20 protein-coding genes and 1 riboswitch are annotated in these 17,991 nt (G+C 67.3%); of the genes, 14 read left to right on the top strand and 6 right to left on the bottom strand.

The genetic code is table 11. The annotated features are described in order from the left end of the window. The 6 genes from ACRARE_RS10200 (at position 1) to trmB (ending at position 6,752) form a co-directional block, all read left to right on the top strand. Positions 1 to 1,035, top strand: a complete 1,035-nt coding sequence (locus ACRARE_RS10200; RefSeq protein WP_432656331.1) for a PhoH family protein — start codon at positions 1 to 3, stop codon at positions 1,033 to 1,035. A gap of 88 nt (positions 1,036 to 1,123) precedes the next feature. Further along, a complete protein-coding gene (ybeY, locus tag ACRARE_RS10195) occupies positions 1,124 to 1,669 on the top strand; it encodes an rRNA maturation RNase YbeY (RefSeq protein WP_432656330.1) in 546 nt (181 codons plus the stop codon). A gap of 416 nt (positions 1,670 to 2,085) precedes the next feature. Continuing rightward, positions 2,086 to 2,955 carry a hemolysin family protein gene (locus tag ACRARE_RS10190; protein ID WP_432656765.1) on the top strand — a complete coding sequence of 290 codons (870 nt, stop codon included), beginning with the start codon at positions 2,086 to 2,088 and terminating at the stop codon, positions 2,953 to 2,955. A 130-nt stretch (positions 2,956 to 3,085) separates the two neighbouring features. Beyond that, positions 3,086 to 4,633, top strand: a complete 1,548-nt coding sequence (gene lnt / locus ACRARE_RS10185; RefSeq protein WP_432656329.1) for an apolipoprotein N-acyltransferase — start codon at positions 3,086 to 3,088, stop codon at positions 4,631 to 4,633. 42 nt (positions 4,634 to 4,675) lie between these two features. Next, positions 4,676 to 4,724, top strand: a riboswitch (SAM-SAH riboswitch). Between the two features lie 7 nt (positions 4,725 to 4,731). Beyond that, a complete protein-coding gene (gene metK, locus ACRARE_RS10180; protein WP_432656328.1) occupies positions 4,732 to 5,913 on the top strand; it encodes a methionine adenosyltransferase in 1,182 nt (393 codons plus the stop codon). Positions 5,914 to 6,032: 119 nt separating this feature from the next. Continuing rightward, a complete protein-coding gene (gene trmB / locus ACRARE_RS10175; RefSeq protein ID WP_432656327.1) occupies positions 6,033 to 6,752 on the top strand; it encodes a tRNA (guanine(46)-N(7))-methyltransferase TrmB in 720 nt (239 codons plus the stop codon). A gap of 250 nt (positions 6,753 to 7,002) precedes the next feature. Here trmB and ACRARE_RS10170 read toward each other — a convergent pair whose 3' ends face one another. Genes ACRARE_RS10170 through fabA form a run of 3 tightly spaced genes read right to left on the bottom strand, consistent with a single transcriptional unit; the run spans position 7,003 to position 9,574 of the window. Beyond that, positions 7,003 to 7,791, bottom strand: a complete 789-nt coding sequence (locus ACRARE_RS10170; protein ID WP_432656326.1) for an enoyl-ACP reductase FabI — start codon at positions 7,789 to 7,791, stop codon at positions 7,003 to 7,005. A 7-nt stretch (positions 7,792 to 7,798) separates the two neighbouring features. Beyond that, positions 7,799 to 9,028, bottom strand: coding sequence for a beta-ketoacyl-ACP synthase I (fabB, locus tag ACRARE_RS10165; RefSeq protein ID WP_432656325.1), 1,230 nt, complete (start codon positions 9,026 to 9,028; stop codon positions 7,799 to 7,801). Positions 9,029 to 9,064: 36 nt separating this feature from the next. Continuing rightward, complete coding sequence (gene fabA, locus ACRARE_RS10160) at positions 9,065 to 9,574, bottom strand: bifunctional 3-hydroxydecanoyl-ACP dehydratase/trans-2-decenoyl-ACP isomerase (protein WP_432656324.1); 510 nt, start codon at positions 9,572 to 9,574, stop codon at positions 9,065 to 9,067. 174 nt (positions 9,575 to 9,748) lie between these two features. On the opposite strand from fabA, the gene irrA reads away from it, so the two are divergent. Next, entirely contained in the window at positions 9,749 to 10,168 is a 420-nt protein-coding gene (irrA, locus tag ACRARE_RS10155) for an iron response transcriptional regulator IrrA (RefSeq protein WP_432656323.1), read from the top strand. A gap of 106 nt (positions 10,169 to 10,274) precedes the next feature. On the opposite strand, the gene ACRARE_RS10150 is transcribed toward irrA, so the two are convergent. The 3 genes from ACRARE_RS10150 to ACRARE_RS10140 form a co-directional block, all read right to left on the bottom strand. Further along, the gene (locus ACRARE_RS10150) at positions 10,275 to 10,706 is read right to left on the bottom strand and encodes a hypothetical protein (protein WP_432656322.1); all 432 of its coding nucleotides are present in this window, start codon (positions 10,704 to 10,706) and stop codon (positions 10,275 to 10,277) included. 26 nt (positions 10,707 to 10,732) lie between these two features. Beyond that, the gene (locus tag ACRARE_RS10145; protein ID WP_432656321.1) at positions 10,733 to 11,380 is read right to left on the bottom strand and encodes a hypothetical protein; all 648 of its coding nucleotides are present in this window, start codon (positions 11,378 to 11,380) and stop codon (positions 10,733 to 10,735) included. A 170-nt stretch (positions 11,381 to 11,550) separates the two neighbouring features. Beyond that, entirely contained in the window at positions 11,551 to 11,985 is a 435-nt protein-coding gene (locus ACRARE_RS10140) for an FKBP-type peptidyl-prolyl cis-trans isomerase (RefSeq protein WP_432656320.1), read from the bottom strand. Positions 11,986 to 12,160: 175 nt separating this feature from the next. On the opposite strand from ACRARE_RS10140, the gene ACRARE_RS10135 reads away from it, so the two are divergent. The 7 genes from ACRARE_RS10135 to pcaH all read left to right on the top strand — a co-directional run bounded on the left by ACRARE_RS10135 (position 12,161) and on the right by pcaH (position 17,989). After that, entirely contained in the window at positions 12,161 to 12,844 is a 684-nt protein-coding gene (locus ACRARE_RS10135) for a haloacid dehalogenase type II (RefSeq protein ID WP_432656319.1), read from the top strand. Continuing rightward, the gene (locus ACRARE_RS10130) at positions 12,844 to 13,665 is read left to right on the top strand and encodes an alpha/beta fold hydrolase (RefSeq protein WP_432656318.1); all 822 of its coding nucleotides are present in this window, start codon (positions 12,844 to 12,846) and stop codon (positions 13,663 to 13,665) included. Before ACRARE_RS10135 ends, ACRARE_RS10130 begins: the two co-directional genes overlap by 1 nt. Before the next feature lie 48 nt (positions 13,666 to 13,713). Beyond that, complete coding sequence (locus tag ACRARE_RS10125; RefSeq protein WP_432656317.1) at positions 13,714 to 14,682, top strand: threonine ammonia-lyase; 969 nt, start codon at positions 13,714 to 13,716, stop codon at positions 14,680 to 14,682. Between the two features lie 245 nt (positions 14,683 to 14,927). Next, complete coding sequence (gene pobA / locus ACRARE_RS10120) at positions 14,928 to 16,097, top strand: 4-hydroxybenzoate 3-monooxygenase (protein WP_432656316.1); 1,170 nt, start codon at positions 14,928 to 14,930, stop codon at positions 16,095 to 16,097. After that, positions 16,097 to 16,888, top strand: a complete 792-nt coding sequence (pcaD, locus tag ACRARE_RS10115) for a 3-oxoadipate enol-lactonase (protein ID WP_432656315.1) — start codon at positions 16,097 to 16,099, stop codon at positions 16,886 to 16,888. The genes pobA and pcaD overlap by 1 nt, the downstream gene beginning before the upstream one ends. Further along, complete coding sequence (pcaC, locus tag ACRARE_RS10110; RefSeq protein WP_432656314.1) at positions 16,878 to 17,264, top strand: 4-carboxymuconolactone decarboxylase; 387 nt, start codon at positions 16,878 to 16,880, stop codon at positions 17,262 to 17,264. The genes pcaD and pcaC overlap by 11 nt, the downstream gene beginning before the upstream one ends. Then, entirely contained in the window at positions 17,261 to 17,989 is a 729-nt protein-coding gene (gene pcaH, locus ACRARE_RS10105) for a protocatechuate 3,4-dioxygenase subunit beta (RefSeq protein WP_432656313.1), read from the top strand. Before pcaC ends, pcaH begins: the two co-directional genes overlap by 4 nt. The last annotated feature ends 2 nt before the right edge of the window (positions 17,990 to 17,991 follow it).

Here is a 17,991-nt window from a genome sequence, read left to right as displayed (position 1 = left end):
TTGGCCACAAGCCTGCTGACCCCGAATACCTCTTCCTCCTCGGAGGGCACCGGAATGTCCGAAGCCTCGGTCGAATTTCCCGACAACCTGCTGCTGATCGAGCTTTGCGGCGAGTACGACCGGAACCTGGCCTATCTGGAACAGCAGCTTGGCACACAGATCCTGCGCCGGGGCAACCACCTGGTCGCCCATGGCGAGGCCCCCGCGCCGCAACAGACCGTCACCGTGCTGCGCGCCCTCTATGCCCGGCTCGAGGCCAACCGCGAGGTCACCCAGGCCGATATCGACCGCGAGCTGCGCATGGGGGAACCCGGCGCCGACAATGCCGCGTCGCCCGCCGAGGGCGGTGACCAGCTTGAGATGTTCCGGGGCGGCGAGGTCGAGATCAAGACCCGCCGCAAGATGGTCGAGCCGCGCACCGAGGCGCAGAAGCAATATGTGCAGAACCTCTACAAGCACGAGCTGGCCTTCGGCATCGGCCCGGCGGGCACGGGCAAAACCTATCTGGCCGTCGCCGTGGCGGTGAACCACTTCATCGAAGGTCACGTCGACAAGATCATCCTGACCCGCCCCGCCGTCGAGGCGGGCGAACGGCTGGGCTTCCTGCCCGGCACACAGGAGGAAAAGGTCGATCCCTACATGCAGCCCCTTTACGACGCGCTGAACGACTTTCTGGGCGCCAAGGACGTGGGCAAGCTGCGCGAGGCCAAGAAGATCGAGATCGCGCCCCTGGCCTTCATGCGCGGCCGGACCCTGGCCAATGCCTTCGTGGTGCTGGACGAGGCGCAGAACGCCACGACCATGCAGATGAAGATGTTCCTGACCCGCCTGGGCGAAGGGTCGCGCATGGTGATCACCGGCGACCGCAGCCAGGTGGACCTGCCGCGCGGGGTGCAATCGGGCCTGCGCGATGCCGAACGCCTGCTGGGGGCCATCCCCGACATCAGCTTCAACTACTTCTCCGCCCAGGATGTGGTGCGCCATCCCCTGGTGGCGAAGATCATCCGCGCCTACGAGGCCGACGAGGAAAGCTGAGGCGGCGGGCCTGCGCCCTCCGCCGATCCCGCCTGCCGCGCCGCCAAGAAGGATTGGCGGCGCCCCGGCCTTGCTGTATGGGCGCCCCATGACCGATCTTGCCCCCTCTGACCCTGCCCCCTCGGGCCCCGCCCTCGTCGATTGCGTGATCGAGGATCCCCGCTGGGACGAGGCCGGGCTGGACGCGCTGTCAGAGGCCGCCGCCCGGGCGGTCCTGAGCCATCTGCGGATCGGCCCTGCGGGTTACGAGATCTGCGTGATGGGCTGCGATGACGCGCGCATCGCCACCCTGAACACCGAGTTCCGCGGCAAGCCCACGCCCACCAACGTGCTGTCCTGGCCCGCCGAGGATCTGGCCGCCGAAGAGGAAGGGGCCGCGCCCGAGCCCCCCGAGGAGGCCGAAGAGGGCCCCTTTGGCGCCGTGGAGCTGGGCGACATCGCCATTTCCTGGGACACCTGCGCCCGCGAAGCCGCCGAGGCGGACAAGACAGTTCCCGATCATGTGACCCATTTGGTCGTTCACGGAATCCTGCATCTTCTGGGCTATGACCACATCCGCGACGGCGACGCCGAGCTGATGGAAGGCCTTGAAACAGAAATACTTGGCAAGATGGGTATCGCTGACCCATATTAGCCCCCATATAGATTTTCGGCCGACGGACGGCCTGCAACCGGAAAGGACAGATGGGCGACAGCATAGACGGGTCTTCTAACGCGGCGCAGCGCGCGCGTTCCATGACCCCAGACCCCGCAGCACCGCATCCCGCGATGCGCCTGGTCGAAACCGAGGGACCTGCGTCCCGTGTCGCCGGCTCTGCCGCGGCCCCCGCCATGACCGGTGTGTCCGGCGCTGTGGCGTGTGATGCCGTGGCCAGTGGCACCCTCGCGAAGGACAGCCTGGCGGCCAGCCCCGTCATGACCGGCACCGATGGCATGCCCCTGGCCTCTGCCACGGGCGAGGGCAACGGCGGCAACGGCCCCGCACGGCCCAACGGGACCGGACCGGGGACAAGCCCTGTCTCTGCCCCGGCCCCCGTGCACACGGCGCCCATGCACTCGGCGCCCGTCCCCGCCGCCCCGGCCAGTTCCCATCCCCGCCCGCGCCCCGGCTTCCTGGGCCGCCTTCTGGGCAGCCGCGCCCCCGCTGCGGCCCGCACCGCCGATGGCGGCGCCAGCCCCCAGCCCGCCAACCAGCAGCGCCGCCGCCATTCCCTGCTGAACCTGCGCAACATGCGGGTCGAGGACGTGGCCATTCCCAAGGTCGAGATCGTCGCCGTGCCCGCCAGCATCGGCCAGGACGAGCTGGTCGATGTCTTCCGCGACAGCGGCATGACCCGCCTGCCGGTCTATGACGAGACCCTCGACAGCCCCAAGGGCCTGGTCCACCTGAAGGATTTCGCCCTGAAACACGGCTGGGACGCGACCTCGGATTTCCAGATGGACGAATTGCTGCGCCCGCTGCTTTTCGTGCCGCCCTCGATGCCCATCGGGGTGCTGCTGCAAAAGATGCAGACCGAACGCCGCCACATGGCCCTGGTGATCGACGAATACGGCGGGGTTGACGGGCTGGTGACGATCGAGGATCTGATCGAACAGGTCATCGGCGAGATCGAGGATGAACACGACGTCGACGAAGACGCCCTGTGGACCCGCGAGGCCTCGGGCAGCTATCTGGTGCTGGCCAAGGCCCCGCTGGAGGATTTCGAGGCCGCCATCGGCCTGTCGCTGACCGATGACGACAGCGTCGACGAGGAAGAGATCGACACCCTGGGCGGCCTGGTCTTCATGCTGGCGGGCCGCGTGCCCGCGCGCGGCGAGGTGGTGGTGCACCCGGCAGGCCATGAGTTCGAGGTGGTCGAGGCCGACCCCCGCCGGATCAAGCGCCTGCGCGTCCGGCTGAAACCGCAAGACGCCGAGTGATGCGGCGCCGCGCCGATCCTCAAGGCGCGGCGCAGGCCCGGCCCGGCCATGCGGGCCCACGTTTCGCCCGGGCGGGGATCTCTTCCGCCCGGCGCCTCCTCCCCCTCTCCTGCGCCGGGTCCCGCCTATCATGACCTCCCGCCCTTCGCGTCTGTCGCCGCGCCGCCTGGCGCCGCTCTGGCCTGCCGCCGCCGGGGCGCTGACCGCCTGCGGCCAGGCGCCGCTGTCGCTGTGGCCCCTGGCCCTGTTGGGCTTCGCGGCCCTGATGCACGAGGTGCTGCGCGCGCCCACGGCAGGCCGCGCGGCCCGCGCAGGCTGGCTGTTCGGCGCGGGCTATTTCGCCCTGGCGCTGTGCTGGATCGTGGAACCCTTCCTGGTGGACATCGCCCGCCACGGCTGGATGGCGCCCTTTGCCCTGCTGCTGATGGCCGCAGGGCTGGCGCTCTTCTGGGGCGCCGCCGCCGGGTTGGCCAAGCGGCTGGCACCGCAGGGCCTGGCCGCCGCCCTGGCGCTCAGCGCCGCGCTGACCCTGGCCGAGGCGCTGCGCGGCTGGATCTTCACCGGCTTTCCCTGGGCGCTGATCGGTCACGCGCTGATCCCCTCGCCCCTGCTGCCGCTGGCCGCGCTGACCGGGCCCCATGGGCTTAGCCTGCTGCTGCTCTTGCCCGCCACCCTGCTGGGCCTGGCGCTGACGCCACCCGCCGCCGCCCGCCCGCGCCCCCTGCCCCTGGCCCTGGCGGCCCTGGCCTTCGCCGCGCCCCTGGCCCTGGCGCTGGCCCTGCCCTCCCGCGCCCTGCCCCCCGCCGAAGACGCCCCCCTGGTGCGCCTGGTGCAGCCGAACGCGGCGCAGCGCGAGAAATGGGATCCGGCCCATATCCCCGTCTTCTTCGGGCGCCTGCTGGATCTGACCGCCGCTCCGGCCGAGGGCGACCGCCGCCCCGACCTGGTGGTCTGGCCCGAAACCTCTGTCCCCTATCTGCTGAACGAAGGCCCCGCCCTGACCGATGTGCTGGCCGAGGCCGCCCAGGGCAGCGCCCTGGCCTTCGGCGTGCAACGCCGCGAGGGCGCGCGCTATTACAACACCCTGGCCCTGCTGGACGGCAACGGCACCCTGGCCGCGACCTATGACAAGCATCACCTGGTGCCCTTCGGGGAATACCTGCCGCTGAGCGGGATGATGGGCCGCGTGGGCATCGGCGCCCTGGCGGCGCGCTATGGCACCGGCTACAGCCCCGGGCCCGGCGCCCGTCTGCTGGATCTGCCCCGGGTCGGCGCGGCCCTGCCGCTGATCTGCTACGAGGCGATCTTCCCGCGCGAGCTGCGCGCCGCGCCCAACCGACCCGCCCTGCTGTTGCAGATCACCAATGACGCCTGGTTCGGCAGTTTCTCGGGGCCCTATCAGCACCTGGCCCAGGCCCGGCTGCGGGCGGTGGAACAGGGGCTGCCACTGATCCGGGCGGCCAATACCGGCATCTCGGCGCTGATCTCGGCCGATGGCGCGGTGCTGGCGCAGCTGCCGCTGAATACCGCCGGGCATCTGGACACGGCCCTGCCGCCGCCCTCGGCCCCCACCCCCTACAGCCGCCTGGGCGACGCGCCCGCGCTGCTGTTTGCCCTTCTGTTGCTGGGCCTGTCGGCCCTTGGCGGCGTTCATGGGTTCTTCAGATCCCGGTCATAAACCAAGTTGACCCCGGCGCGCCGCCGTCCTAACCAAGAGTATACGCCGCCCCAACGGCTTCCTGACGGGGCAGGTCTGAAATATCGGAGCACTTTCTCATGACACGTCAGAACTACATCTTTACCTCTGAATCCGTTTCAGAGGGTCACCCCGACAAGGTCTGCGACCGCATTTCAGATGCTGTTCTGGACGCGCTGATTGCCGAGGAACCCGAGGCGCGCGTCGCCTGTGAAACCTTCGCCACCACCAACCGCGTGGTCATCGGCGGCGAGGTCGGCCTGGCCGACCAGGACAAGCTGCACGATTACATGGCCCATGTGGACGGCATCGTGCGCGACTGCATCCGCGACATCGGCTATGAGCAGGACAAGTTCCACCACCAGACGGTGGAGGTAACGAACCTTCTGCACGAACAATCGGCCCATATCGCGCAAGGGGTGAACGCCTCGAACGAGAAGGACGAGGGCGCGGGCGACCAGGGCATCATGTTCGGATTCGCCACCAACGAGACGCCCGAGCTGATGCCGGCGCCGATCCTCTACGCTCACAAGATCCTCAAGCGCCTGGCCGAGGTGCGCAAGGATGGCACCGAGCCGACCCTGCGCCCCGACGCCAAGTCGCAGCTGTCGCTGCGCTATGTGGACGGCAAGCCGGTCGAGGTGACCCAGCTGGTCCTGTCGACCCAGCACGCCGACGACGCCCAGACCTCGGCCCATATCCGCGAGATCGTCGAACCCTATATCCGCGAGGTGCTGCCCGAGGGCTGGCTGACCGATGCCACCGAATGGTGGGTGAACCCGACCGGCAAGTTCGTCATCGGCGGCCCCGATGGCGACGCGGGCCTGACGGGCCGCAAGATCATCGTCGACACCTACGGCGGCGCGGCCCCCCATGGCGGCGGCGCCTTCTCGGGCAAGGATCCGACCAAGGTCGACCGGTCCGCGGCCTATGCGGCACGCTACCTGGCCAAGAACGTGGTGGCCGCGGGCCTGGCCGAGAAATGCTGCCTGCAACTCTCCTATGCCATCGGCATTGCCAAGCCGCTGTCGATCTACGTCGACACCTACGGCACCGCGAAAGAGGACGAGGCGGCGATCGAGGCAGCGGTGGCCAAGTCGATGGACCTGACCCCGCGCGGCATCCGCACCCATCTGGAGCTGAACAAGCCGATCTACCAGCGCACCGCGGCCTATGGCCACTTCGGCCGCGCCCCCGACGAAGACGGCGGCTTCTCCTGGGAGAAGACCGATCTGGTCGAGGCCATCAAGGCCAACCTCTGAGGCGCCACGCCCGCGCCCCCGCGCCCGGCTCTGCCCCGCAGCGCCGGGCGTTTGCGTTTCGGGGCGGGCCACCGCCCCGCCCATTGATCTGGCGCGCCGGGGCGGCTAACAGGGCGGCCATGAGCGAGACACCCGACAAACACCCCTCCGGCGCCCCCTGGCGCAACTTCTACGGCCGGTTCAAGGGCAAGAGCCTGCGTCCGAACCAGGAAACCTACCTGGACGAGGACCTGGGCAAGCTCTCGCCCGGGGCCGTCAGCTGGGAAGAAAACCCCGAGCGCGCAAACATCGACCTAGATAGGCTTTTCGGCGGGCGCGATGTCTGGCTCGAAATCGGCTTTGGCGGCGGCGAGCATCTGGTGCATCAGGCCGCCTCGAACCCCGGGATCGGCATCATCGGCGCCGAGCCCTATATCAACGGTGTGGCCATGCTTCTGGGCAAGATCCGCGAGGCGGGGGTGGAAAACCTGGCGGTCCACCCAGGCGATGTGCGCGACCTCTTCGACGTGCTGCCCGAGGCCTCGATCAGCCGCGCCTTCCTGCTCTACCCCGACCCCTGGCCGAAGAAACGCCACCACCGGCGCCGTTTCGTCACGCCGGAACACCTGGCGCCGCTGAACCGGGTGCTGAAGCCCGGCGCGATCTTCCGCGTGGCCACCGATATTCCCGACTACGTGCGCCAGACCCTGCAACAGGTGCCGCGCCATGGTTTCGAATGGCTGGCCGAGGGCCCCGAGGACTGGCGCCAGCCCTGGGGCGACTGGATCTCGACCCGCTACGAGCAGAAAGCCCTACGCGAGGGCCGCACGCCCCATTACCTGACCTTCCGCAAACGGTGAGGGGGAGTTCAAGCCGCGCTGCGGCTTGAAGCCTCCGGCGGGAGTATTTTCAGCCATCGAATAGAAAAAGAAGAACCTCTCGCCCGAACCAACGTGACGAGAGGCCCATTCTTTGGCGCGGTCATCGGGTCTCCACCCTGTACCGCCCCTCGATACTTTTCGATCAGAGTTAATTTTCTCTTATTCGATGGCTGAAAATACTCCCGCCGGAGGCGTTGGCCCGCCCGCAAGGGGCGCGGCCTTCGGGGCTTCAGAGGTTTTCCGGCTGCGGCATTCCCAGCACGTGATAGCCGCCATCCACATGGATGATCTCGCCGCTGGTGCAGGCGCCCGCGTTGGAGGCCAGGTAGACCGCCGTGCCGCCGACCGCCTCCAGCGTGGCATTGGCGCGCAGCGGCGCATTGGCCTCGGTCTGGCGGAAGGTCTTGCGCGCCCCCGAAATGGCCGCACCCGCCAGGGTCTTCATCGGGCCGGGCGAGATCGCGTTGACGCGAATACCGTCGGGGCCCAGGTCGTTGGCCAGATAGCGCACCGCCGACTCCAGCGCCGCCTTGGCCACGCCCATGACGTTGTAATAGGGGGTCACCTTGTTCGAGCCCTGGTAGGTCAGCGTCAGGATGGCGCCGCCGTTAGACATCAGCGGCGCGGCGCGGCGCGCCACGTCGATCAGCGAGTAGCAGGAGATATCCAGCGAATGCTTGAAGTTGTCGCGGCTGGTATTGACGAAGCGGCCCGACAGTTCCGCCTTGTCGGAATAGGCGATGGCATGGACGATGAAATCCAGCTTGCCCCATTTCGCCTTCAGGTCGGCAAAGGCCGCATCCATTGAGGCATCATCGGTCACATCCACGTCGAGCAGATACTCGACCCCGATCGAGGCCGCCAGGGGCGCTACGCGCTTGCCGAAGTTCTCGCCCTGGTAGGAGAAGGCCATTTCGGCCCCGGCCTCGTGCATCGCGCGGGCAATGCCCCACGCGATCGAGCGGTCATTGGCGACACCCATCACCAGGCCGCGTTTCCCCTGCATCTGTCCTGTCATAACCCTGTCACCCGGTGTAGCGCGAGAGCAGCATCGAACCGTTCGTGCCGCCGAAACCAAAAGAATTCGTCATCACCGTGTCCAGGCCCGCCTTCTCGACCAGCGACCGGGCGATCTCGCCGGGGTTGATCGCCTCGTCGAGGGTCTGGATGTTGATCGACGGCGTGATGAAATCCTTGGCCAGCATGATCAGGCAGAAGATCGCCTCCAGCGCGCCCGCGGCGCCCTGGGCATGGCCGGTCATGGATTTCGTCGAGGAGATCAGCGGGGTCGAGCCTTCGCCGAAGACTCGGCGCACGGCCTGCACTTCGCCCACGTCGCCGACCGGGGTCGAGGTGCCATGGGCGTTGATATAGCCCACCTTGCGCCCTTCCGGCAGGGTTTGCAGCGCCAGGCGCATGGCCCGTTCGCCGCCCTCGCCCGAGGGGGCGACCATGTCGTGCCCGTCCGAGGTGGCGGCAAAACCGGTCACTTCGGCATAGATCTTGGCGCCGCGTGCCTTGGCATGTTCCAGCTCTTCCAGCACCAGCATCCCGCCGCCGCCGGAAATGACGAAACCGTCGCGGTCCGCATCGAAGGCGCGCGAGGCCAGTTCGGGGGTGTCGTTGTATTTCGAGGACATGGCACCCATGGCGTCGAAGAGGCAGCTGAGGGTCCAGTCCAGCTCTTCGCCACCGCCGGCGAACATCACGTCCTGCTTGCCCATCATGATCTGTTCGGCCGCATTGCCGATGCAGTGCAGCGAGGTCGAGCAGGCCGAGGTGATGGAATAGTTGATGCCCTTGATCTTGAAGGCCGTCGCCAGGTTGGCCGAGATCGTGGACGACATGCACTTGGGTACCGCGAAGGGCCCGATGCGCTTGGTCGCGCCGGATTTCAGCACCGTCTGATGGGCCTGGAACATGGCCGAGGTCGAGGGCCCGCCAGAGCCCGCCACCAGGCCGGTGCGTTCGTTCACCACGTCGCTGTCCTCAAGCCCCGCATCGGCGATGGCCTGCTGCATGGCGATATGGGCATAGGCGGCGCCCGGGCCCATGAAGCGCAGGGTGCGCTTGTCCACATGCTCGGCCGGGTCGATCTTCAGCGTGCCCGCAATCTGGCTGCGGAAGCCATGCTCGGCCATTTCCGGGGATGCGACGATCCCGGACTTGCCCGCTTTCAAAGAGGCCTCGACCTCTTCGGCGTTGTTTCCGATAGAGGAGACGATCCCCAATCCGGTGACCACGACTCGGCGCATGGTGCCCTCCTTCCCTGGAGAAAACGTGTATCTGGATCAGCTCTCGGAGAGAGCGACCTTCATGTCCTTGACCTGATAGATGACCTCGCCGTCGGCTTCGACGATGCCGTCCGCCACGCCCATGGTCAGGCGGCGGGTCTGGATCGCCTTGGTGAAGTCGATCTTGTAGGTCAGCATCTTGCGGTCGGGCCGCACCATGCCGGTCAGCTTCACCTCGCCGACGCCAAGCGCATAGCCGCGCCCCTGCCAGCCGCGCCAGCCCAGGTTGAAGCCGGTCAGCTGCCACAGACCGTCCAGGCCCAGGCAGCCGGGCATGATCGGGTTGCCGGGGAAGTGGCAGTCGAAGAACCACAGGTCAGGCGTGATGTCGAACTCTGCCAGGACATGGCCCTTGCCATGCGCCCCGCCGTCGGCGGAGATGTCGGTGATCCGGTCCATCATCAGCATGGGCGGTTCCGGCAACTGGGCGTTGCCGGGGCCGAACAGCTCTCCGCGCGCACATTTCAGAAGGTCTTCCCGGTCGAAACTGCTGGGATAATCAGCCATTCAGGCGCGCCCCTTTCCGTGTCATCTTTTTCATCCCGACCCCTCTATCACCGCGCCCGCGAACCATGCAAGGTGCTGGCAAAGCCACATTCCCCGTGGCTTTTGCCGGAGCGGTTGCCTTTGGGGGCCCTTTTTTCCTATATTGTCTGGCGAACTGAAGGATACAAGAACGGCATGAGCACAACGGCAACCGAACGCGGCGCGGACTGGCTGGCAAAGGCCGACCTGCGACCGACCCGGCAGCGGCTTGGCCTCGCCTCCCTTCTCGTGGGGGACGGGCAGGACCGGCACGTGACCGCCGAAAGCCTATTCGCGGCCGCCAAGGACAGCGGGCAGCCGGTGTCGCTGGCCACGGTCTACAACACCCTGCGCGCCTTCTGCGACGCGGGCCTGATGCGTGAGATCACCGTCGACGGCTCGCGCAGCTATTTCGACACCAACATGCACGACCACCCGCATTTCTTCTGGGAAGATGACGGATCGCTCAGCGATGCGCCCGCCGAAGAGCTGGAGCTGGCCCGCGTGCCGCGCGCGCCCGAAGGGGCCGAGATCGCCAAGGTCGACGTGGTGATCCGCCTGCGCCGCAAGAGCTGAGGCCCCAGGGCCGGAGAACGGCCCTGACACGGGACCGAACAGAGAAAAACGACAAGCCGCGTCCCCGGGACGCGGCTTTTTTCATCACCTGGCGCGGGTGGCGGGCCTAGTCCAGGCGCGAAAGGCGCTCGTCCCACATGATGAACCGCCCGGCCTTATTGCGTTCGGACGATCCGGCGACCCGGCAGCCGCTGGCGGTGAAGAAACAGCTGACCTCGACCGCATTGCCCGGCAACGGCAGGGTGTAATGCAGCAGGTCCTCGGCATAGTAGCCCCGTCCCGGCGGCAGGCCGGGGATGGAAAAGCCCAGGATCGAGGGCGCCTCGGGGCGCAGCACCAGGGCGAAGCTCACATCCTCGGTCTCGGGCTCTTCGGTGAAGACATGGGTAAAGCTGAGGTGCAGCCCTTCGTCGCGGGCCTCCAACGTCATTTCGACCTGGTAGCGGTGGCTGTCGCCCGCCTCGTCCCGCCAGGTGCCCTGGCCCTGGAACCGGCCTGTCAGCCCCGCGAATGCCGCCTGCCCTTCTGCACCTGTCATCCCTCTGCCTCCCTCTCGGCCTTGCCCTAGCTGTCCTGCCTGTCCTCCCCCTTGTCGCCCCGGCAGCGATCACAATCCAGTGCCGCGCAGTTCAACGCCTTCATGCGTTCACGGGACTCCGCCCATTCGGTGCGGAAATTCTCGGCATCGCCGTAGTCCGCGAAATCGGCATAGTGGGGATGAGGCCCACGGGTCTTCATGGCGTGCTTGATCGGGCACCAGAAGGCCTCGGTGCGGCCCGCCACCTCGCGCACCCAGGCCACCACGCCGTTGCAATAGCCGCAATAGACGCAGTTCAGCTTCTGGATGCCGTTCAGATAGGCCAGCTGGTGGCGGTCGATGCGGATGTAGTCGCGCATCGGCACCTTGGGGATGCGGTAGGCGGGGAAACAGATCGCCTGATAGATCCAGACCCAGAAATGCAGGATCGCGAAGGGCACGATCAGCGAATAGATCACCGGCGCGGTCAGGGTGTGGCGGATCGGGCTGGCGGCCAGGAAGGCGGGGATATGCTGGCGCAGCTCGCGGTGGCGGCGGCGCATCCCCTCTTCCCAGACGACCCGGCCGTTTTCGATCCGGTCCCAGAAGCGGCTGCGCCCGGCGGCCAGCTCCTCTTCCAGCTGATCCTGTAGCGCGGCGATGCGCCTGCGCAGTTCCTCGATCCTGTCGGCCATTCTGCCCACTCCTGTCCGCTGTTCCGGCACCAGAAGATCTAACGGTGCCGCAGGGCGGTGGAAAGGGCGGCAGAGACGACAACGCCCGCCCCTGCGGCGGGCAGGGGCGGGCGCGGGGCCCCGGGTGGGGCGGGTCCGAAGGGGCCGATCCGGCCCCGATCCAGCCCAAATCAGGCGGCGACGATCTCGACCATCTCGATGTCGAAGACCAGGTCCTTGCCGGCCAGCATGTGGTTGGCGTCCAGGGTCACGGCCTCGTCGGTGATCTCGACCACGGTGACCGGGATCGCCTGGCCCTGGGGCGTCTGCATTTGCAGTTGCAGACCCATTTCCAGCGGGATCTCGGCGGGGATAGCGTCGCGCGGCACCTGCTGCATGGCGTCGGGGTTCCGCTCGCCGTAGGCCTCGGTGCAGGGGATCTCGACCTTCTGGGTGTCGCCAACGGCCATGCCGGGGATCGCCTTGTCCAGGCCCGGGATGATCTGGCCAGAGCCCACGGTGAACTCCAGCGGGTCGCGCCCGGCCGAGCTGTCGAAGGTGGTGCCGTCGGTCAGGGTGCCGGTGTAGTGGATACGAACGGTATCGCCCGCTTTTGCAGTGCTCATGGAATGTCCAATCTTGTCGGGAGGGTGGGTTTGAAGGGCCGGGCCGCGCCCGGGTGCCTTCGCTGCCCCGACCCTAACGCAGGCAGGCGCGGATCGCAAACCGGCCTTCCCTGGCCTCGCCCGGCATGGCAGGTTGCCCCCGAGAAGGGCGCCTGTCGCCCGAGGAGGAGAGCCGATGACCGTTACCACCTGCATCTTCGATGCCTACGGCACGCTGTTTGACGTGACCGCCGCCGCCCGTGCCGCCGCCGAGGCCCCGGGCGCGGGCGCCCTGGCCGGCAGCTGGCCCCAGGTCGCCGCCCAGTGGCGCGCCAAGCAGCTGGAATATTCCTGGCACCGCGCCATCCGCGGCCTGCACACCGATTTCTGGCAGGTCACCCAGGATGCCCTGGACTGGACGCTAGAGGCCGAGGGCCTGACCGACCCGGTCCTGCGCGAAGACCTTCTGGCCCTCTACTGGGAGCTGGGCGCCTACCCCGAGGTGCCCAAGGTGCTGACCACGCTGAAGGCGCGCGGGCTGGCCACGGGGATTTTGTCCAATGGTTCCCCGGACATGCTGGAAGGGGCCGTGGCCTCGGCCGGGATCGAAACCCTGCTGGATGCGGTGCTGTCGGTGGAAAAGGTGGGGGTCTTCAAACCCGCCGCCCCGGTCTACGACCTGGTCACCGCGCGCTTTAACTGCGCGCCCGAAGAGGTGCTCTTCGTATCGTCCAACGGCTGGGACGTCTCGGCAGCGGCGGCCTATGGCTTTGCCACCGCCTGGGCCAATCGCGGCGGGTTGCCGGTGGACCGGCTGCCGGGCACGCCCGAACATGTGCTGGCCGACCTCACCGGCCTGCCCGAGCTGGAGATCTTCTGATGCCGACGTTCACCGCCGCCGATGGCGCCACGATCTACTACGAGGATGCGGGCGAGGGCCTGCCGGTCCTGTGCCTGTCGGGGCTGACCCGCAACGGGCGCGATTTCGACATCGTGGCGCCGCATCTGCCGGGCGTGCGGCTGATCCGCATGGATTATCGGGGCCGGGCGCGGTCGGACTGGACCGGGGCGGCCACCTATACCCTGCCAACCGAATCACAGGACGCACTGGCGCTGCTGGATCACCTAGGTCTGGACAGCGCGGCGATCCTGGGCACCTCGCGCGGCGGGCTGATCGCCATGGGCCTGGCCCTGCACGCCCCCGACCGGGTGCTGGGCGCGGCGCTGAACGACGTCGGCCCCGAGCTGAAGACCGAAGGGCTGGGCGCCATCGCGGGCTATCTGGGAAAGAACCCGCCCTTCGCCACCCTGGACGCGGCTGCCGCCGCGCGCCTCGGTGACCCGGCCTTCCCCGATGTGCCCCTCGACCGCTGGCGCCAGATGATCGGCAACACCACCCGCGAGACCCCCGAGGGCCTGGTCATCGACTATGACCCGGCCCTGCGCGAGGCCGTCTTCGGCAGCCCGCCGCCCGATCCCGCCCCCGACCTCTGGCCGCTCTTCGACGCGCTGGCGTCGAAACCCCTGGCGCTGATCTGGGGGATGAACTCGGATCTGCTCAGCGAAGCGACAGTGGCCCGGATGCAGGCCCGCGCGCCGGGCATGATCCTTGCGAAGGTGCCGAACCGGGGGCATACCCCTTTCCTGGACGAGCCAGAGGCGCTGGCCGCCCTGACGACCTGGCTTGAGGCCCTGAGATAAGGCGCTGCGACAAGGCCCTATGAGAGGGGCCGGAAGGAAGGTTCCGAGATGAATATCGAGATGATCGAGGCCGCCGCCGCGCGGCTGGCGGGCCACGCCCGCCGTACCCCCCTGCTGTCCTCGCCCTTCCTGGACGAGATCGCGGGCCGCCGGGTGCTGGTGAAACCCGAATGCCTGCAACTGACCGGCAGTTTCAAGTTCCGCGGCGCCTGGTCTGCCATCTCGGCGCTGGACCCTGCGGTGCGGGCGCGCGGCGTCATCGCGTTCTCCTCGGGCAACCATGCCCAGGGCGTGGCGCTGGCGGCGAAGATGCACGGGGTGCCTGCGGTGATCATCATGCCCGCCGACGCACCGCAGCTGAAACTGGCCAACACCCGGGCCTTCGGCGCCGAGGTGGTGACCTATGACCGCGCGACAGAGGACCGCGACGAGATTGGCGCGCGCTTGTCCGCCGAACGCGGGCTGACCCTGATCAAACCCTTCGACGAGCCGCAGGTGATCGCGGGCCAGGGCACGGCAGGCCTGGAGATCGCCGAGGACCTGCTGGAGATGGGCATCACCAAGGCCGAGGTGCTGGTCTGCTGCGGCGGTGGCGGGCTGACCTCTGGCGTGGCGCTGGCCTGTGCCGACCGCGCGCCGGGCCTGCGTGTGCGCCCCGTCGAACCCGAAGGCTTCGACGACACCGCCCGCTCGCTCGCCGCCGGAGAGATTCTGCGCAACCCGGCGATGACCGGCAGCATCTGCGACGCCATCGTCACGCCCCAGCCCGGCAACCTGACCTTCCCGATCATGTCCGAGCTTTGCGGCCCCGGCCTGACGGTCAGCGAAGACGAGGTGTTGATGGCCATGGCCCAGGCCTTCCTGCGGCTGAAGGTGGTGGCCGAACCGGGCGGCGCCGTGGCCCTGGCCGCCGCGCTGGCCCGCGCAGATTCGCTGCAAGGGGATACGGTGGTCGCGATGATCTCGGGCGGCAATGTGGATCCGGGGATGTTCGCCCGGGCGCTCGCCACGCTCTGACCCCAGCCCCCTGACATCTTACCCCAACGCCCGCCCGGCCCCGCCGCGGCGGGCGTTTTGCCGTCAAACCTGCGTCTCATATGCAAAATACGCGCCCGTGCGGGTTTCGGGGGCCAGGGGCGCCCTTTCGCCCTGCCTCCGACTTGCCGCAGCGCGGCATGGCTGGCGGAGCGATCTAGAGGAATTTTAGTTGACGTGGTTAATTATGTTTGCCAATTCTCTTCCTGCGAACGGGAGGAATTTGCATGAAAACTCAAGTTGCCATCATTGGCGGCGGCCCCTCCGGGCTGCTTCTGTCTCAGTTGCTGGACAAGGCCGGGATCTCGTCCATCGTGCTGGAGCGCAAGACCAAGGACTATGTCCTGGGCCGCATCCGCGCCGGTGTGCTGGAACAGGGTTTCGTCGAGCTGATGCGCAAGGCCGGTGTGTCGGAACGGATGGATGCGGAAAGCTACATCCATGACGGCACGGTGATTTCCAACGGCGACGAGATCATCCCGATCAACTTCGCCGAGCTGACCGGCACCCCCGTCGTGGTCTATGGCCAGACCGAGGTGACCCGCGATCTGTACGAGGCCCGCGAGAAGGCCGGTGGCAAGATCGAGTTCGAGGTCGAGGACGTGGTGATCAACGACGCCAAGACCGATGCCCCCTACCTGACCTATACCGTCCATGGCGAGGCGCGCCGCATCGACTGCGATTTCGTCGCCGGCTGCGACGGCTTCCACGGCGTCAGCCGCAAGACCATCCCCGAGGACGTGCGCCGCGAATACGAGAAGGTCTATCCCTTCGGCTGGCTGGGCATCCTGTCGGAAACGCCCCCCGTCCATGACGAGCTGATCTACTGCAACTCGCCGCGCGGCTTCGCCCTGTGTTCCATGCGCAATGCCAACCTGTCGCGCTATTACGTGCAGGTGCCGCTGACCGACAAGGTCGAGGACTGGTCCGACGACCGCTTCTGGGACGAATTCAAATCCCGCATCCCCGCCGAGATGGCCGCAAAGCTGGTCACCGGCCCGACCATCGAGAAGAGCATCGCGCCGCTGCGCAGCTTCGTCACCGAGCCGATGAGATGGGGCAACCTGTTCCTGTGCGGCGACGCCGCCCATATCGTGCCGCCCACGGGGGCCAAGGGGCTGAACACCGCCGCCTCGGACATCCACTATCTCTACGAGGGTTTGAAGGCCCACTACCTTGACGGCGACAGCGAAGGGCTCGACACCTATTCGGAGAAAGCCCTCCTGCGCATCTGGAAGGCCGAGCGGTTCTCGTGGTGGATGACCAACCTTCTGCACCAGTTCCCCGATCAGCCGGACTTCGACATCAAGATGCAGCAGGCCGAACTGAACTTCCTGCGTGACAATACCGACGCCCAGAAGGTGTTGGCGCAGAACTATGTTGGACTGCCCTACTGATGAAAATTGCCGACCTCGACCGACTGAAGATCCATTACACCGACGAGGGGGACCCGAACGGCGCCCCCATCGTCTTTGCCAACTCGCTTGGCACGGATCTGCGCCTTTGGGACAAGCTGGTGCCGCTCTTGCCCGCGGGCCTGCGCATCATCCGCTACGACAAGCGCGGCCACGGGTTGAGCGAAGGCACGCCCGCGCCCTATTCCATGGGCACGCTGATTTCCGACGTCGAGGCGCTGCTGGATCACCTGGAGGTGAAGGACGCGCTGTTTGTCGGCCTGTCCATCGGCGGGATGATCGGCCAGGGCCTGGCGGTCAAACGCCTGGACCTGGTACGCGCGCTGGTGATCTCGAACTCGGCCGCCAAGATGGGCACCGCCGAGATGTGGCACGACCGCATCGCCAAGTGCCGGGCCGAGGGCGTCGGGTCCATCGCCGCGCCGACGATGGAGCGCTGGTTCGGCAAGAAATTCCGCGCCACGCCCGAGCTTTCCGCCTGGCAGACCATGCTGGCCCGCCAGGATCTGGAGGGCTACACCGGCTGCTGCGCGGCCATCGCGGGCACCGATTTCTACACGCCCACCTCGGGTCTGCGCCTGCCCTGCCTGGGCATCGCGGGCACCGAGGACGGCGCCAGCCCGCCCGACCTGGTGCGCGAGACCGTGGACCTGGTGCCGGGCTCGCGGCTGGAACTGATCCGCGGCGCGGGCCACCTGCCCTGCGTCGAGAACCCCGAGGAATACGCCCGTATCCTCAATGACTTCATCAAGGAGACCGGCCATGTCCAATGACCGTTTCGCCAAGGGAATGGAGGTCCGCCGCTCGGTCCTGGGTGATGCCCATGTCGACCGTGCCGAGGCCGCCAAGACCGACTTTGACCTGCCTTTCCAGACCCTGATCACCGAAGGGGCCTGGGGCAACGTCTGGGCCAGCGACGGCATCAGCAAGCGCGAGCGGTCGATGCTGACCCTGGCGCTGCTGGCCGCCACCGGCAATTTCGAGGAGATTCCGATGCACATCCGGGCCACCGCCCGCACCGGCGCATCGAAACAAGATGTGCTGGAGGCGTTCCAGCATGTCGCCATCTACGCCGGCGTTCCGCGCGCCAATCACGCGCTGAAGCTGGCGAAACAGACCTACGCCGAAATGGAGGAGCAAGACCAATGACCGATCTCGGCCCGCTGATCCCGCGAAATCGCGAGATCCACCCCGAGCCCTACGACCCGGGCTACAAGACGAGCGTCACCCGCTCGCCCTATCTGCCGCTTCTGTCGCTGGAAAGCGGCCCGTCCGAAGAGACCGGCCCGATGTTCGGCCACAACAAGTTCGGCGCGCTGGACAATAACCTGATCCTGAACTGGACCAAGGGTGCCGCCCCTGCCGTGGGCGAACGCATCCTGGTGCATGGCCGCGTGGTGGACGAGAACAATCGCCCCGTGCCCAACACCCTGGTCGAGATCTGGCAGGCCAACGCGGGCGGGCGTTACCGCCACAAGAAGGACGTCTATTTCGCCCCGCTGGACCCGAACTTCGGCGGCTGCGGTCGAACCCTGACCGACGAGAACGGCTATTACGAGTTCCTGACCATTCGCCCCGGCGCCTATCCCTGGCCCAACCGTGGCAATGACTGGCGCCCGATGCACATCCACGTGTCGATCTACGGCCACAGCTTCGGCCAGCGCCTGATCACCCAGCTGTATTTCGAAGGCGACCCGCTGATCGACTACTGCCCGATCGCCCATACGATCAAGCAGCGCTCGCAGCTCGACCGCCTGGTCGCGCCGCTGGATTTCTCGAAGTCGCGCCCGCACGACTTCCTCGCCTACAAGTTCGACATCGTGCTGCGCGGTCGCCGTCAGACGATGTTCGAAAACCAGCTGGAAGGGATGTAAGA

Source organism: Pseudooceanicola aquaeponti, assembly GCF_050897975.1.
In the GTDB taxonomy this organism is placed as follows: domain Bacteria; phylum Pseudomonadota; class Alphaproteobacteria; order Rhodobacterales; family Rhodobacteraceae; genus Pseudooceanicola.
Note: the sequence above shows the minus strand (reverse complement) of the source record. Positions and strands in the feature narration are given on the sequence as shown.

Coding starts and splice junctions, on each gene's coding strand:
- ybeY (WP_432656330.1), top strand. CDS start 1,124: ATGACCGATCTTGCCCCCTCTGACCCTGCCCCCTCGGGCCCCGCCCTC.
- ACRARE_RS10190 (WP_432656765.1), top strand. CDS start 2,086: ATGCACTCGGCGCCCGTCCCCGCCGCCCCGGCCAGTTCCCATCCCCGC.
- lnt (WP_432656329.1), top strand. CDS start 3,086: ATGACCTCCCGCCCTTCGCGTCTGTCGCCGCGCCGCCTGGCGCCGCTC.
- metK (WP_432656328.1), top strand. CDS start 4,732: ATGACACGTCAGAACTACATCTTTACCTCTGAATCCGTTTCAGAGGGT.
- trmB (WP_432656327.1), top strand. CDS start 6,033: ATGAGCGAGACACCCGACAAACACCCCTCCGGCGCCCCCTGGCGCAAC.
- ACRARE_RS10170 (WP_432656326.1), bottom strand. CDS start 7,791: ATGACAGGACAGATGCAGGGGAAACGCGGCCTGGTGATGGGTGTCGCC.
- fabB (WP_432656325.1), bottom strand. CDS start 9,028: ATGCGCCGAGTCGTGGTCACCGGATTGGGGATCGTCTCCTCTATCGGA.
- fabA (WP_432656324.1), bottom strand. CDS start 9,574: ATGGCTGATTATCCCAGCAGTTTCGACCGGGAAGACCTTCTGAAATGT.
- irrA (WP_432656323.1), top strand. CDS start 9,749: ATGAGCACAACGGCAACCGAACGCGGCGCGGACTGGCTGGCAAAGGCC.
- ACRARE_RS10150 (WP_432656322.1), bottom strand. CDS start 10,706: ATGACAGGTGCAGAAGGGCAGGCGGCATTCGCGGGGCTGACAGGCCGG.
- ACRARE_RS10145 (WP_432656321.1), bottom strand. CDS start 11,380: ATGGCCGACAGGATCGAGGAACTGCGCAGGCGCATCGCCGCGCTACAG.
- ACRARE_RS10140 (WP_432656320.1), bottom strand. CDS start 11,985: ATGAGCACTGCAAAAGCGGGCGATACCGTTCGTATCCACTACACCGGC.
- ACRARE_RS10135 (WP_432656319.1), top strand. CDS start 12,161: ATGACCGTTACCACCTGCATCTTCGATGCCTACGGCACGCTGTTTGAC.
- ACRARE_RS10130 (WP_432656318.1), top strand. CDS start 12,844: ATGCCGACGTTCACCGCCGCCGATGGCGCCACGATCTACTACGAGGAT.
- ACRARE_RS10125 (WP_432656317.1), top strand. CDS start 13,714: ATGAATATCGAGATGATCGAGGCCGCCGCCGCGCGGCTGGCGGGCCAC.
- pobA (WP_432656316.1), top strand. CDS start 14,928: ATGAAAACTCAAGTTGCCATCATTGGCGGCGGCCCCTCCGGGCTGCTT.
- pcaD (WP_432656315.1), top strand. CDS start 16,097: ATGAAAATTGCCGACCTCGACCGACTGAAGATCCATTACACCGACGAG.
- pcaC (WP_432656314.1), top strand. CDS start 16,878: ATGTCCAATGACCGTTTCGCCAAGGGAATGGAGGTCCGCCGCTCGGTC.
- pcaH (WP_432656313.1), top strand. CDS start 17,261: ATGACCGATCTCGGCCCGCTGATCCCGCGAAATCGCGAGATCCACCCC.